This is a genomic window from Tahibacter amnicola, assembly GCF_025398735.1.
GTDB classification, from domain to species: Bacteria; Pseudomonadota; Gammaproteobacteria; order Xanthomonadales; family Rhodanobacteraceae; genus Tahibacter; species Tahibacter amnicola.
In genome coordinates this window covers 4317419-4331649 of the sequence record NZ_CP104694.1, presented here as the reverse complement: position 1 = coordinate 4331649, position 14231 = coordinate 4317419, and the positions used below count along the sequence as shown (strand labels likewise).

Here is a 14231-nt window from a genome sequence, read left to right as displayed (position 1 = left end):
CCGCGGTAAATCCATGCGCCTGACTACGATCAAACTGGCCGGATTCAAGTCGTTCGTGGATCCGACCACGCTGCATCTGCCGACCAACATGACCGGCATCGTCGGTCCGAACGGCTGCGGCAAATCCAACATCATCGACGCCATCCGCTGGGTGATGGGCGAAAGTGCGGCCAGCCGCCTGCGCGGCGATTCGCTCACCGACGTGATTTTCTCCGGCTCGAGTGCGCGCAAGCCGGTCAGTCAGGCGTCGGTGGAGCTGATCTTCGACAATTCCGACGGAACCATCGTCGGCGAATACGCCAAGTTCAACGAAATCTCGGTCAAGCGCGTGGTCACCCGCGATGGCCAGTCCCAGTACCTGCTCAACGGCGGCCGCTGCCGCCGGCGTGATATCACGGACCTCTTCCTCGGAACCGGCCTGGGGGCGCGCAGCTATTCGATCATCGAGCAAGGCATGATCTCCCAGGTCGTCGAATCCGACCCGGAAGCCCTGCGCCATCACCTGGAAGAGGCAGCCGGCATTTCCAAGTACAAGGAGCGCCGGAAAGAAACCGAAAGCCGCATCAAGTCCACCCGTGAAAATCTCGATCGCGTGCGTGACGTGCGCGACGAAGTGGACAAGCAACTCGAACACCTCAATCGCCAGGCCAAGGCCGCCGCGCGCTGGCAGGAGCTGAAGGCCGAGCAGAAGCAGAAAGAAGCAGAGCTGCGGGCGCTCAGTTACCGCGCCATCGCTGACGAAGTGGAAGGGCAGGGCTCGGCGTTGCGCCAGGCCGAGACGGAGATCGAGAAATTTCTCGCTGACCAGCGCCAGGTCGAAGCCCAGCTGGAAGCCAGCCGCGAACGCCACCAGCTCGCCACTGAGCACCTGGGGGCGGTGCAGGGCGAGGTGTACAAAGTGGGCGCGGATATCGCCCGGGTCGAGCAGCAGATTGCACACAATCGCCAGTTGCGCGAGCGGCTGGACAAAAGTCGCGAAGAAACCGACCGCGCCTACAAGGAACTGGCCGACCATATCGCCGCCGACAACGAGCAGATCGAAACGCTCCGCCTGGCCCTGGCCGATGGCGAGCCGAAGCTCGAAGCCCTGCGCGAAGCCGACGAGACGACCGGCGACGTCCTGCGTGACGCCGAGGCGAAGCTGGCCGAATGGCAGGCCGCCTGGGACGACTACTCCCGATCGAGTTCCGAGGCCACGCAGGCGGCGGAAGTCGAGCGCACGCGCCTGGACTACCTTGACCGCCAGTGCCTGGATATCTCGCGGCGTCTGGAAACCCTGGAAAACGAAAAGCGGGCGGCGGACATCGGCGCGCTCAGCAGTGCTGCCGAGTCGCTGGGCGATGAGCAGGAAACCCACAAGGAACGCGTCGAGACCCTGACCGGCCTGCTCGACGAGCGCAAGCTGGCCTACGAGCGCGTGCTCGAAAGCGAGCGCCAGGCGCAGGCCACGCAGAATGACGTGCGGCAGCAGCTGCAATCATTGCGCGGCCGGTTGTCCTCGTTGGAGGCCCTGCAGCACGCTGCGCTGGGGCAGGAAAAGGGCGCGGCCAGTCAGTGGCTGGATCGCTCAGGCCTGTCCTCGGCCAAGCGCCTGGGTGAGTCGCTGGATGTCGATGCCGGTTGGGAAACAGCGGTGGAAACCGTCCTTTCCGGATTCCTCGAAGGCGTGCTGGTGGACCAGCCGGCCGCCTATGCCGATGAAATCGCCGGCCTGCGCGAAGCCGACATGGTCCTCATCGCGGCGGAGGCCGGCGGTGAGGCGGTGAGTGGCACGCTCTCCGCGCACGCCCGTGGTCCGGCGGCGGTCGTCGGCTTGCTGGCCCAGATTCATACGGCAGATTCGCTGGATGATGCGCGACGGCTGGCGGCGACGCTGGCGCCGAACGAAAGCGTCATCACCCGCAGCGGGGAATGGTTCGGCAGCGGTTTCGTACGGGTACTGCGCCGCGGCGGCGCCCAGGCGGGCGTGCTGGCGCGCGAGCGGGAGATCCAGGCCGTGCAGGGCCAGATCGAGAGCCTGGATGAGCGGGGACGTGAACTCGCTGACCAGATCGACGAGCTGAAAGCCACGAAGGTTGAGACCGAGCGCGAGCGCGATGACGCCCAGCGCGAGCTGTACATGGCCCATCGCCGCCTGGCCGAGATCGCCGGCCAGCTGCAGAGCCACCGCGGCAAGATGGAAACCGCCCAGGCCCGCCTGGAAAAGGTGGATGGGGAAATCACCCAGCTGTCCGCCAAGCTGGCCGAGGACGAGGCACAGGCCAAGGAGGCCCGCGGCCGCCTGGACGCGGCCGTCATCCGCATGGGCGACCTGGAACAGCGGCGCCAGGAACTGGACAGCCAGCGTCGCCGTACGCTGGAACAGCGTGAAGAAGCCCGGATGAACGCCCGCGAGGCCCGCGACCAGGCCCACCAGCTGGCGCTGTCGCTCGAATCCAAGCGTTCGGCGATCCAGTCGCTGGAGCAGGCGCTGGGCCGCATGCAGGGCCAGTTGCAGCAGCTGGACGCGCGTCGCGAGGAGATCGCCGCGCAATTGGTCGCTGACGAAGACCCGCTCACCGAGCTGGACGCCGAACGGCAGACCTACCTCAATCAGCGCCTCCTGGTCGATCGCCAGCTCGTCGAAGCCCGCCGGGCGCTGGAAGATTGCGACGCGGAATTCCGTCGCCTTGAGCAGGAACGGCACCGGGTCGAGCACGTCCTGACCCAGCGACGCGAGGCGCTTTCCGAGCGACGCCTGTCCGAGCACAGCCTCAAGCTGCGCGCGCAGAACCTGGCCGAGGCTATTGCCGAAGCCGGCCTGGAACTGGATGCGGTGCTCGCGGGCCTGCCTGCCACTGCGGACGCCGGCGACTGGCAGCAGCACCTGGTGGAGCTGGATGCCAAGATCCGTCGCCTGGAGCCGGTGAACCTGGCCGCCATCCAGGAATATGAGGAGCAGTCACAGCGCAAGACATACCTCGACGCGCAGCTGACTGACCTGGGAACCGCGCTGGAAACCCTGGAAGGCGCGATCAAGAAAATCGACCGGGAAACGCGCCAGCGTTTCAAGGAAACCTTCGACAAGGTCAATTCGGGCCTGCAGGAGCTCTTCCCGCGCCTGTTCGGCGGCGGTCACGCCTACCTGGAGCTGACCGGCGAAGACCTGCTCGACACGGGTGTTTCCATCATGGCCCGACCGCCCGGCAAGCGCGTGACCTCGATTTCGTTGTTGTCCGGTGGTGAGAAGGCGCTGACGGCGGTAGCCCTGGTGTTCTCGATCTTCCGTCTGAACCCGGCGCCGTTCTGCTTGCTCGACGAGGTGGATGCGCCGCTGGATGAGGCCAATGTCGGCCGTTTCTCCAACATGGTGAACGAGATGTCCGAGCACGTGCAGTTCCTCTTCGTGTCGCACAACAAGACCACCATGGAGGCGGCGCACCAGCTGTGCGGCGTGACGATGCGCGAGCCGGGCGTCTCGCGGCTGGTGCAGGTGGACCTCGCCGAGGCCTCGAAACTGGTCGGTGCGGCCTAGTGGACTGTGCCGCGATGCGGGTGTTGCGCCGGGCGCAGCCGCGCCGGTCATCATTCCCTTCACGGCGATCATTTGACTGTCGCTGACCATTACGGAGAATCATTGCGATGGAACAGCAGGCACTCAGTCCCAACGAATTACGTCTCATCATCGCGATTGCGGGCGCGGTGATCCTCGGATTGATCTATTTCCTGGGGGCGCCGGCGCGTCCCACCCAGGGACGACGTACCTCGGTGCGGTCATCCGCCGGCGAGCGTGTCGAGCCCACCCTGGGGCAGGCGCCTGACCCCGAGGACGACGGCCTGCCCTCCATGCGGGCGATTGATCCGGACGAGGAGGAACCCGCTCCGCACGCGTTCGATCGCGATAGCGTCGACGGCCTGGATGAGGCAACGCCGGCGCGGCCTGCACCGCCGCTGACGGCACCGCCGCGGTCCCAGGTCGGTTCCCGTCCGGACCAACCGGTCGAGCGCATTGTCACTTTGTTCGTCGCTGCCCGGGCCGGCCATAGCATTCATGGCAGCGATCTGGTCGTGGCGGCCGAGAAGTGCGGGCTGGAATTTGGCGACATGGGCATCTTTCATCGCCTGGTGGACGGAAAGCCGGAAGCCGGCCCGATCTTCAGTGCAGCCAACATGATCAAGCCCGGCCACTTCGACATGAGCCGCATCGACCAACTGGTGACGCCGGGATTGAGCTTTTTCATGGCGCTGCCCGGTCCGTTGCCCGCGCTCGACGCCTGGGACACGATGCTGCCGACGACGCAGCGCCTGGCTGAACTTCTCGATGCCGTCGTCCTGGACGAAGAGCGCAATGCCCTCGGGCGGCAGCGCATCGCCCACATCCGTGACGAACTGCGCGCCTGGGACCGTCGTCACGAAGGCAACAAGATCCGGCCCGACTGGTAATTCGCCTGACGCTGCGCCCCCCGGCGCAGTAATGACGGTCCGGCCTGCTCGCTCGGCGGCCGGTGCTCGGGCCCGCACGCCCATCTGGCCATTGCCGCCAGCTCTGACCCTTTCTGTGATCGCAGCGCGAATATCGCTGTGCGGCCTGCGCCGCTGTGCGTTCGCGCGTCGGCGTTTGCGCGGTAGCTGAAGCGCATCCGCGATTCCGCGATTCCGCGCGATACGCGCCCGTCCAGTGCGAGTGGTGCAACCTGAGGCAAAATGTCGCGAGAGTGACTTTATTTATAAGGTATACATAGAATAAGATGAATATGTATATGGTCGTGGCGGGCTCGGCTGCCGGGGATGTCGACGCTACGTCCGCTTGCCTGTAGCAAGCGGAGATCGCAGGTCCCATTGTGCGGATCAATATGCGATCGAACGGCTATTTACCTTGACGCTTCAGGCAAAAAACATAATTGTGGATGCGCGCGCCGCAGCCGGCCCCGTCATACGGGCAGCCACGGTGCCCAGGCGGTATTGCCTGTGCTGCGCTCCCAACGCCGATACCACGAAACGCTGCGAGGAGAAAACCATGAGCATGGATCAACCCGCCAACCCCGGCGACAACAGCGCCCGATCGATCGCACCCGGCCGGCGTCCCGGCAAGCCCGCCACCATCAACGACATCGCCCGCATGGCCGGCGTATCAAAGAAAACCGTATCCCGCGTCATCAATCGTTCGCAATTGGTACAGCAGCAGACGCGCGAACGCGTCGAAGCATTGATCCGCGACATTGGCTACGTGCCCGACCCGATGGCGCGCGCGCTGGCTTTTGGAAAATCCTTCCTCGTCGGCCTTCTATACGATTCCAATGCAATGCAGGACATTCCACTGCTGCAGGAGGGGTTGGTCAGCGGTCTGCGCGGCAGCGCCTTCGCCGCCGTGCTGCACGGCTGTGACAGCCGGCGGGAAGATCCGATCAGCAGCATCCGCCAGTTCATTATCCAGCGCCGTCCGCACGGTGTGATCTTTGCGCCGCCCCTGTCGGACCTGCCGGAGCTCGGCGCGCTCGCCGAGGAGCTGGGATGCCGACACGTGCGCATTCAGGCGGAACCGGTCGATGCGTCGTCCAGCGCCATGCTGACGCAGGATCGCTCGGGCGCTGCCGAAGTGGCGGACTACCTCGTTTCGCTGGGGCATCGGCGGATCGGGTTCATCGCCGGCCCGGAAAGCCTGGCCTCGGCCCGTGAACGCAGCGCCGGATTTCTGGAGCGGCTGGGGTTGCGCGGCGTGCAGGTAGCTGACGAGCATCTGGTGTCGGCCGACTACGGGTTCGACGCGGCGCTGCGTGGTGCCACCCGCCTGCTGCGCGATCCATCGCGTCCGAGCGCCATTTTCGCCGCCAGCGACGAAATGGCGGCAGCCGTGCTCAAGGCGGCGCGGACACTTGGCATCGATGTGCCGGGCGAAGTCTCGGTCGTCGGTTTCGGCGACAGCGCCATTTCGCGCCTGCTGTCGCCGGCACTCACGTCGGTGCATTCGCCGTTGTGCGAAATCGCCGGACAGGCCGTTTCCATGCTGATTGGCGGTGAAGCCGACATGGATGCCGTGTCGTCGCCGCGTGTCGTCGAACGCGAATCCTGCCGTCGGCTCTGAGTGAAGCGGGACGGGCCGGGGCGCAGTGCGTCCCGGCCTGTCGTGCGTCTGGCAGCCTCGACCGTTCGGTGCGCATTACGCAGTCCGCAAGAGGCTCCAGCGGCCGGTTGCCGCTTCGGAATTTGTCCCATTATCTAAAGATGCGTACTGCGCATCCGTGGAGCGGGGTGGTTGCTATCATATTGATCTGTCAACCCTTCACGTGCTGAGCACAGGCCATGCATTGGAGTAGCGCAGCTCGCGGCAAGGGGCGCGGCAGTTGCGGCCTGGGCGGCTTGAGGAGTTAAATCGCCGGGCTGGCACGAAATTCGCGAAATGGCCGCCGCGGCGGCTGTCGTCTGGTCGAGTACGTTGTGCACCGGTCTGGCGTCTGCCGACGCAAGGGAGCCGCGATGCTGACGAATATCGCAAGCGTGATCGCGGCGGGTGTCCTGGCATTTGGCGGAACACTGGCGCTGCTGCCCCTGGCCCACCGGTATGGCCTGGTGGACGTTCCGTGTGGACGCCACAATCACCCTGTGCCGACACCTGTCGTCGGCGGCGTGGCCATCTTCACTGGCGCCAGCGTGACCCTGGCATTGTCGGTGCCGATCAGCGACGCCGTGGTGACCTACATCGCGGCATCCGCGCTGATCGTCCTGGTCGGGGTGATCGATGATCTGCGCGACCTGCGCTGGTGGGTGCGTGGATTGGCGCAGGTACTCGCTGCACTGATCATCGCTATCGGTGGCGCACGCGCCGAAAGCGTCGGTGACTTGTTGACGCTGGGTGCCTGGTCGGTGCCGTTTACGGTTTTTGCCACTGTCGGCGTGATCAACGCGATCAACATGATCGACGGAGCCGACGGACTGGCCGCCAGCCAGGTGGCGATTGCGCTCGCTTACTTCGCCGCCATCGCCGCTGCGTTCGGCAACAACGAGCTGCTGACGATCGCGTTGATCCTGCTTGGCGCCGTGGTGGGCTTTCTGGCGCTGAATGTGCGCCATCGCGGACAGCCGCGGGCCCGTGCCTTCCTCGGCAATTCCGGGAGCGCCTATCTGGGGCTGACGATTGCCTGGGTGTCGTTCTGCCTGGCCCGCGAGCCGGGCCAGTCGGCCGTGGGCATCATTGCCCCGTGGCTTGTTGCCATTCCGTTGATCGATTGCGTCGTGGTGTTTGCGCGCCGGGGCTCGCTTGGCCGCTCCCCGTTCAGCGCCGACCGGAATCACATTCATCACCTGATGCTCGACGCTGGCTTCTCGACCCAGGCGATGGTCGGCCTCCTGGCGATGCTGTCGGTGCTCGGCGGCACCTTTGCCCTGGCCTGGCACGATACGACGGGCGGCCAGGCCATTCTTGTGGTGGTGTTCCTGGCCATCCTCGCCCTGCATTTTGTGCTGACACGACGTCGCGAACGGGTCGTCGACTGGCTTGGCGCTTCGCGTCGAATCCTGCGGTCGCCGGATCAGCTGGTGACACGCGCCATCGAAGTGGAGCCTGATCCCGAACACGCGTCGCGACGCGGTCGCCCCACGGGGTTCCGATGATCGACCTGCATTGCCATCTGCTGCCCGGCATCGATGACGGTGCCGCGAACCTGAAAGTGTCATTGGCCATGGCAGCCCAGGCAGTAGCGGATGGCATTCGGGTGGTGGCGTGCACACCGCATATCTACCCGGGCCTGTATGAAAACACGGCGGTAGGCATCCAGCGGGCGGTCACGCAGCTGAGCGCCGCGTTCGCCAGGCGCCATATCTCACTGCAGCTGGTGGTCGGCGCGGATGTCCACCTGGCGCCGGACCTGCTCGAGCGCCTCCGTGCCGGCACCGTGCCGACCTTGCATCGTTCGCGCTACTTCCTCCTGGAACCGCCGCATCACGTGGCGCCGCCGCGATTCGAGGCGTCGGTGTTCGAGCTGGCGGCGGCGGGTTACGTGCCGATCCTGACGCATCCCGAGCGCTTGACCTGGATCGAAAGCCACTACGACGTCATGCAACGGTTGGCCCGGCGTGGCGTGTGGATGCAGCTCACCGCCGGGTCGCTGACCGGGCGTTTTGGACGGCGGCCACGCTACTGGTCAGACCGGATGCTTGCCGAAGGGCTGGTGCACCTGCTTGCCACCGACGCACACAGCCCCGACAAGCGGCCGCCCTGCCTGGCGGAAGGGCGCGACGCGGCGGCCCAACGTGTCGGCGAGGCTGAGGCGAGCCGGCTGGTGAACGACCGTCCGCGAGCGGTGTTGCGTAACGAACTGCCCGATCGGGTTGCCATGCCGGTCGAACTGTCGCCTGCCCGAAAAGTCCCCGCCTGGGGACGCATCCAGGAGCTGCTGCCATGGCGTTGAGCGCATCCGGGTTTGCAGCGAAATGGAAAACGTGGCGTGGTGCACTCGGGCTTGCTGCGCTCGTCAGCATGCTGATCGCTGGCTGCGCCACACAGCCGAGCCTGCAGCCGCGTGAAGCGCGTCCCGTCGCAAAGAGCGGCACCGCCGCCATGCCGCCGCCAGACGCCATCGGTCAATCGGGCGAGTTCAAGGCGGCGTCCGAATACCGGATCGGTCCGAACGACCTGATCGAGATCAACGTGTTCCAGGTCGCGGAGCTGACGCGATCGGTCCGCGTGAACACCCAGGGGCAGATCTCGCTGCCCCTTATCGGCACCCTGCAGGCCGGGGGCAGGACCATCGGCGAGCTGGAAGGCGATATCGCAAAGAAGCTCGCTGACGGGTACATCCAGAACCCGCAGGTCAGTGTATTTATTAAAGAATTCACCAGCCAGCGCGTCACGGTCGAAGGCGCCGTGCGCAAGCCGGGTATCTATTCCCTGACTGGCAGGACCACGCTGCTGCAGTCACTGGCGATGTCCGAGGGGCTGGACCAACTGGCCAATCTGCAAGGCGTTGTGATCTTCCGCGTCGTGAACGGGCAGAAGATGGCCGCGGTGTTCGATATCGCCGCCATCCGCGCCGGGCGGGCGGAAGACCCCCTGATCTATGGCGACGACATCGTCGTCGTCGAGCAATCCGGTCGCAAGACGGCGCTGCGGCGGTTCATCGAATCCGTGCCCGTGTTTGCCCTGTTCAGGCCATTCTAGGCGTCTCGCCCGGAAGGCCTCTGACACGCAGCCAAGGTGGGCGGTCATGAGTGATCACAACAACCTGGTAGGGCATTCCGAGGGCCACTCGCCGGTACCGCGCGTGCCGGCGCTGCGCCCGGCGGCCTCCAATGTCGTGGCATTGCGGCCGCCGCACGGACTGCTGGAGGTGCGTGCCCAGGAGGTGACGCCGGACGATCCGGTCAACCTCCTCAGCTACTGGCAGATCCTGCTCAAGCGCAAATGGGTGGTGTTGTCGGTGCTTGCGACGACGGTCGTGGTGGTGCTGCTGATCACGCTGATGACCCCGTCAACCTACCGCGCCACGGCGACCCTGCAGATCGATCGCGACACGATCAAGGTGATCCAGGGGGATGGCCTGATGCCGGCCGAAGGGCTGGGTGATCGCGACTTCTACCAGACCCAGTACGAGTTGCTGAAGAGCCGGACGCTTGCCGAGCGTGTGGTGGAACAGCACGCGCTGGGAGAGAACGCGGTGGTGCAACGGATGTCTGCGCCGTCGGTCCTGGCGGGCATGCTCGCCCTGTTCCGCTCCACACCCGCGGTCGCCTCGGAAGACGCGGCGCAGGTTGTCGGTCGCGACGCACTGACCCAATTTGTCCTCGGGCATTTGCTGATCGAACCGATTCGCAATTCGCGCCTGGTCCGCGTGCACTTCAACAGCCTCGATCCGCAGTTCTCCGCAACGATGGCCAATGCCGTCGGAGACGCCTTCATCGCCTCCAATATCGACCGCCGCTTTGACGCGTCGGCCTATGCCAAGACGTACCTGGAAGATCGCCTGCAGCAGCTCAAGCTCAAGCTGGAAGATTCGGAGAAGCAGCTGGTCGAATTCGCCCAGCAGGAAGGCATCATCAACATCGACGAGCGCCAGTCGCTGGCGTCGCAGGAAATGGAAGTGATCAACCAGGGCCTGGCCACGGCACAGCAGCAGCGCATCGAGGCAGAGGCCAAGTTCCGGCGCTCGCTGCAGACCAGTGGCGAATCGCTGCCGGAAGTGCTGGCGAGCCCGGTGATCGGACAGCTCAAGCAGCGTCGTGCGGAACTGCACGCCGAATACCAGGAAAAACTGCGCATCTACAAGCCGGGCTATCCGGCCATGGAACAGCTCAAGGGCCAGATCGACGAGATCGACGCCCAGCTGCGCAGCGAAATCGGCCGCGTCAAAGGAGCGGTCAAGGCCGAGTTCGATGCGGCGCAGGGCAAGGAATCGATGCTCACCGCGCGACTGGGTGAACTGAAGACCGCCGTGCTGGACATGCAGGGACGCAGCATCAAGTACAACATCATCAAACGCGAGGTCGATACCAACCGCCAGCTCTACGACGGTCTTCTGCAGCGCTACAAGGAGATCGGCGTTGCCGGCGGTATCGGCGCCAATAATATTTCCATTGTGGATCGCGCGCGCCCTCCGCTCAGCCGTTTCAGTCCCAGCCTTACCCGCAACCTGTTGCTCGCGCTCCTCGCCGGGATGGCCGGTGGCATACTGCTGGCGCTGTTGTTCGAGCACCTGGATGACACCATCAAGCTGCCGGAAGATGTCGAGCGCCAGTTCGGGCTGGCGGTGCTGGGCGTGATCCCGCGCGTGCGCCGCAGTTCGCCGCTGGTGGAAGTGAAAGACCCGCGCTCGGCGTTCTCCGAATCCTACCGGTCGGTGCGTACGGCCTTGCAGTTTTCCACCGAAACCGGCGTTCCGCGCACCTTGTTCGTCACCAGCTCCACGCCCGGTGAGGGCAAGAGCACGACCGCGCTGACACTGGGTTTGCATTTCGCGCAATTGGGAAAACGCGTTCTCCTGATCGATGCGGACCTGCGCAACCCGTCGCTGCACAAGGCACTGGGCATCAGCAATGCAGGGGGGCTGAGCAACTACCTGTCCGGCGCCAATCGTCCGCTGCAGTTCCTTCGTCCGACACACGAGAAGCGGCTGGCCTGCCTGTGTTCCGGCCCGCTGCCGCCGAACCCCGCCGAATTGCTGGCGGGGCCGAAAATGCCCGCGCTGCTGCGATTGGCCGCCGAGTCGTTCGACCAGGTGATCATCGATGGCCCGCCTGTGCTTGGCATCGCCGACGCGGCCATTCTCTCCAACCTGGCAGCGGGAACAGTGCTGGTGGTCGAGTCTGGCGGAACACGGCTGGGTTACGCCCGGGGCGTGCTCAAGCGCCTGCTGTCGGCGCGCGCGCGCCTGCTCGGAGTCGTGCTGACCAAGCTGGATTCGCGTTCCAGCGGACGCGGCTATGGATACGGTTATGGCTATGGATACGGCGATTACGGCTACGCCTACGGCAATGCGCCGCCGGCCCGGCAGCTGGCCCAGAAGGCCACCGCAGAATCCCTTGTGCGGCATTGACCAGGCGCCGTCGTGAGCGATGCACTGGATCTGATGCTGGGGGTGTACCGCACGCCGAGTCTCGGCCGGCAGCTGTGCCATCGTGCGCTGCCCGGAAACCTGATCGAAGTGATCCGGCTGGCGGCCGGTGATGTGGCCACCGCGAATGCCATCGCGCTCAGCACGCACGTGCCGGCGCAGCAGCTGCGTGAAGCGGCCATCTTTTTCCTGCCGCAATTGCTGTTCGACGAAAAGGCCGACAGTTACCGGATCCTGGGCGTAGCGCCGGACGCGTCCGCCGAGTGTGTCAAAGCACACTACCGCTGGCTGATGCGATGGCTGCACCCGGATCGGCACCCGCATAACGATCATGCCGTGTTCGCAGACCGGGTGACACGTGCCTGGAACTCGCTGCGCACGCCGCAGCGGCGCAGGGCCTACGACCTGTCGTTGTCGCCGGGATTGCTGCAGGACGCAGTCACTGGCAGGGGGGATTGCCGCCGTTGCATCTGCATGACGCCGAGCGCTGGCCAGTGCCGATGTTGCCTGGACGCTGGGTGCGTCGCCTGCCGAATGTAGTGATCGGAACCAGTGCGGTGACTTGCGTGGCGGTCCTTGGACTGTGGATCTGGTTGAGTGCCAAAGATGACGGCTGGCAGGCGAGAGTGACGCCTGCCACTGCGGCGGATTCGGTGCCCGTTGCGCAACACGCAGAACCTGCTGGCGAGGTCCTTCCGCGGGCCGTACCAACGGTGCGCTCCGCCTTGGCTGCCGCGGCCATCGGGCTCGAGGTCGAAGCCTTGCCAGTCCGGGTGAGCGACATCGCCCTTTCCGGAGCGCCGACGTTGCAAGTGCTGCAGCAGGTCGGGGCGGGCAACGAATCGGTGTCCGCCAGGCCGGCCGTCGAGGCGGTGGTGGCGGAACCGCTTGCGCGTGCCACTGAAGTCCAAGCGATGCCGGGTTCCGCGTCGTCGGGCGCCGGGCCTCCACGCTATCGTGGGCCACCTGCTGGATTACCGAGCGAAGTCCCGCTTCCGTCGCGTCTTTCGGAAGCGGAGGTGCGTGCCTGGCAGGAGCGGTTCCAGCAGCTGTACTCATCCGATAATGTGGATGATTTCCTTTCTCTCTTCAGCGAAGATGTCGAGGCGAACGAGGGGGGCATCGAGCGCATTCGTACTGACTATCGCCGCCTGTTTGAACGCAGCGAACCGCGGCGCCTGACCCTCAGCGGCATGCAATGGGAAATCGCGGCGGACTCGGCGATTGGCCGGGGCCGCTACGAAGCCGTCGTGGGGGCGCGCGACGCAAACGCGAAGCCGGTGACCGGAGCGATCGTGCTGGGTCTTCGGCGCACCGGCGGCAACCTTCGAATAACCAAGCTGCAGCACAATGTCAGTGGTCATCGCGGCTGAGGCACGCCAGGGCCGCGCGGTCTTGCGGGTGGCCGTGGTCGCAATCATCGCCGGGCTCATCGGATGGCGATCGCTGCAGATGGGAATGGGCGCCGCGTTCGAGCACGCCGATCCGGCGCTGGCGCTGTCGTGGCAGCCCGACAATGCGCGAGCGCAGCTGCGTCTGGCCGAGAGGGCCGCGGGCGCCGCCACGCCGGATCTGCCGCAGGCCGAACAGCGCGCGCGCGCGCTGCTTCTGCAGAGGCCGGCGGACGGTCGGGTGTATCGCGTCCTTGGCGAAGTAGCCCACCGACGGGGCGAAACCGCCGTGGCGCAGACGCAGCTGGAGCGCGCGATCCGTTTGTTGCCAGCGGATATTCCCGCGCGTATCTGGTTGGCGGATGCGGCGTTGCTGCGCGGCCAGTGGCGTTCGGCACTCGAACACGTCGACGTCATCCTGCGGCTGACGCCCGTGCGGGCGAAGAAGTTGTTTCCCGCGTTGAGGGTGTGGTTGACGCAACCGGGTGCGCCGGCGGCCTTCGTCGACGTGCTGGCGGGCAATCCCCCTTGGCGAACCGCGTTTCTCCTGGCTTGCGCACAGGGCGATTCGTCCGTCATCGCTTCTACGGTCGAAGTAGTGAAAGGGCTGCGTAAGTCCGTTTTTCCACCGACGTCCGACGAGTTGTCTGCGTTGGTCGAGCGGCTGATACGCGACCAGGCGGTGGAGCCGGCGTACATCCTGTGGCGCCAGTCGTTGCCTGCACCGATGGCGCCGGGCAATGCGATTCACAACGGCGATTTCGAGCGTGCGCCGACCAACACGGGATTTGACTGGCGGATACAGTCGCTCGCCGGTGCGTCAGCCACGGTGACCGACAAACGGGACCGGGCCGGTCACGCGCTAAGGGTGCATTTTTCGAACCAGCGCGTGGCGTTCACCCATGTTTCCCAGATCCTGCTCCTGCCGCCCGGACGTTTTGCGGTGATGGGACAGGTGCGACTCGACGCGTTGCAATCCGAGCGGGGGCTCGAATGGGTACTCGACTGCCTCGGAACGCCGACGCGCTCCCTGGGACGCAGCGAACCGATGCGGGGTACGACGGGCTGGCAGTCTTTCCAGTTCGGCGTCGACGTTCCCGCCGACTGCAAGGCACAGCGACTGACGTTGGCGACGCGCGCGCGCATCGCGGCGGAGGGACAGATCAGCGGCACCGCATGGTTCGACGACCTGCGGGTCATCACCGCCGGTGACTTCGGGAACGCCGGGCAAAACGCCGGTTTTCCGGCGGAAAATCCCGCTTCGGTCAGTTCGCTTGCGCCAGGTGAAACGCAGCAATAGACTGCCATTCGCGGCAGA

The 14231-nt window shown here is 65.4% G+C and carries 10 protein-coding genes; all 10 read left to right on the top strand.

Features of this window, described 5'->3' with window-relative positions; translation table 11 throughout:
- The first annotated feature begins 13 nt into the window (after positions 1–13).
- The 10 genes from smc (at position 14) to N4264_RS16750 (ending at position 14213) form a co-directional block, all read left to right on the top strand.
- Positions 14–3514: a chromosome segregation protein SMC gene (gene smc / locus N4264_RS16795; protein ID WP_261693390.1), complete on the top strand. Its 3501-nt coding sequence runs from the start codon at positions 14–16 to the stop codon at positions 3512–3514.
- 107 nt (positions 3515–3621) lie between these two features.
- Positions 3622–4422 (top strand): cell division protein ZipA, encoded by an 801-nt coding sequence (gene zipA, locus N4264_RS16790; protein WP_261693389.1) that lies wholly within the window; start codon positions 3622–3624, stop codon positions 4420–4422.
- Positions 4423–4996: 574 nt separating this feature from the next.
- Positions 4997–6061, top strand: a complete 1065-nt coding sequence (locus N4264_RS16785) for a LacI family DNA-binding transcriptional regulator (RefSeq protein ID WP_261693388.1) — start codon at positions 4997–4999, stop codon at positions 6059–6061.
- Between the two features lie 392 nt (positions 6062–6453).
- Positions 6454–7587, top strand: coding sequence for an MraY family glycosyltransferase (locus tag N4264_RS16780; RefSeq protein WP_261693387.1), 1134 nt, complete (start codon positions 6454–6456; stop codon positions 7585–7587).
- Entirely contained in the window at positions 7584–8384 is an 801-nt protein-coding gene (locus N4264_RS16775; RefSeq protein ID WP_261693386.1) for a tyrosine-protein phosphatase, read from the top strand. Before N4264_RS16780 ends, N4264_RS16775 begins: the two co-directional genes overlap by 4 nt.
- Positions 8375–9133 carry a polysaccharide biosynthesis/export family protein gene (locus N4264_RS16770; protein WP_261693385.1) on the top strand — a complete coding sequence of 253 codons (759 nt, stop codon included), beginning with the start codon at positions 8375–8377 and terminating at the stop codon, positions 9131–9133. The genes N4264_RS16775 and N4264_RS16770 overlap by 10 nt, the downstream gene beginning before the upstream one ends.
- Positions 9134–9179: 46 nt before the next feature.
- Complete coding sequence (locus N4264_RS16765; RefSeq protein WP_261693384.1) at positions 9180–11504, top strand: GumC family protein; 2325 nt, start codon at positions 9180–9182, stop codon at positions 11502–11504.
- Positions 11505–11516: 12 nt separating this feature from the next.
- Entirely contained in the window at positions 11517–12062 is a 546-nt protein-coding gene (locus tag N4264_RS16760; protein WP_261693383.1) for a J domain-containing protein, read from the top strand.
- The gene (locus N4264_RS16755) at positions 12041–12895 is read left to right on the top strand and encodes a hypothetical protein (protein ID WP_261693382.1); all 855 of its coding nucleotides are present in this window, start codon (positions 12041–12043) and stop codon (positions 12893–12895) included. The genes N4264_RS16760 and N4264_RS16755 overlap by 22 nt, the downstream gene beginning before the upstream one ends.
- On the top strand, positions 12873–14213 hold the full coding sequence (locus N4264_RS16750; RefSeq protein WP_261693381.1) for a tetratricopeptide repeat protein: 1341 nt from the start codon (positions 12873–12875) through the stop codon (positions 14211–14213). The genes N4264_RS16755 and N4264_RS16750 overlap by 23 nt, the downstream gene beginning before the upstream one ends.
- The last annotated feature ends 18 nt before the right edge of the window (positions 14214–14231 follow it).

What these genes read in the sequence shown, in the direction of transcription:
- N4264_RS16775 (WP_261693386.1), top strand. Translation starts at nt 7,584, where the DNA reads ATGATCGACCTGCATTGCCATCTGCTGCCCGGCATCGATGACGGTGCC.
- N4264_RS16770 (WP_261693385.1), top strand. Translation starts at nt 8,375, where the DNA reads ATGGCGTTGAGCGCATCCGGGTTTGCAGCGAAATGGAAAACGTGGCGT.
- zipA (WP_261693389.1), top strand. Translation starts at nt 3,622, where the DNA reads ATGGAACAGCAGGCACTCAGTCCCAACGAATTACGTCTCATCATCGCG.
- N4264_RS16780 (WP_261693387.1), top strand. Translation starts at nt 6,454, where the DNA reads ATGCTGACGAATATCGCAAGCGTGATCGCGGCGGGTGTCCTGGCATTT.
- N4264_RS16785 (WP_261693388.1), top strand. Translation starts at nt 4,997, where the DNA reads ATGAGCATGGATCAACCCGCCAACCCCGGCGACAACAGCGCCCGATCG.
- N4264_RS16750 (WP_261693381.1), top strand. Translation starts at nt 12,873, where the DNA reads ATGTCAGTGGTCATCGCGGCTGAGGCACGCCAGGGCCGCGCGGTCTTG.
- smc (WP_261693390.1), top strand. Translation starts at nt 14, where the DNA reads ATGCGCCTGACTACGATCAAACTGGCCGGATTCAAGTCGTTCGTGGAT.
- N4264_RS16765 (WP_261693384.1), top strand. Translation starts at nt 9,180, where the DNA reads ATGAGTGATCACAACAACCTGGTAGGGCATTCCGAGGGCCACTCGCCG.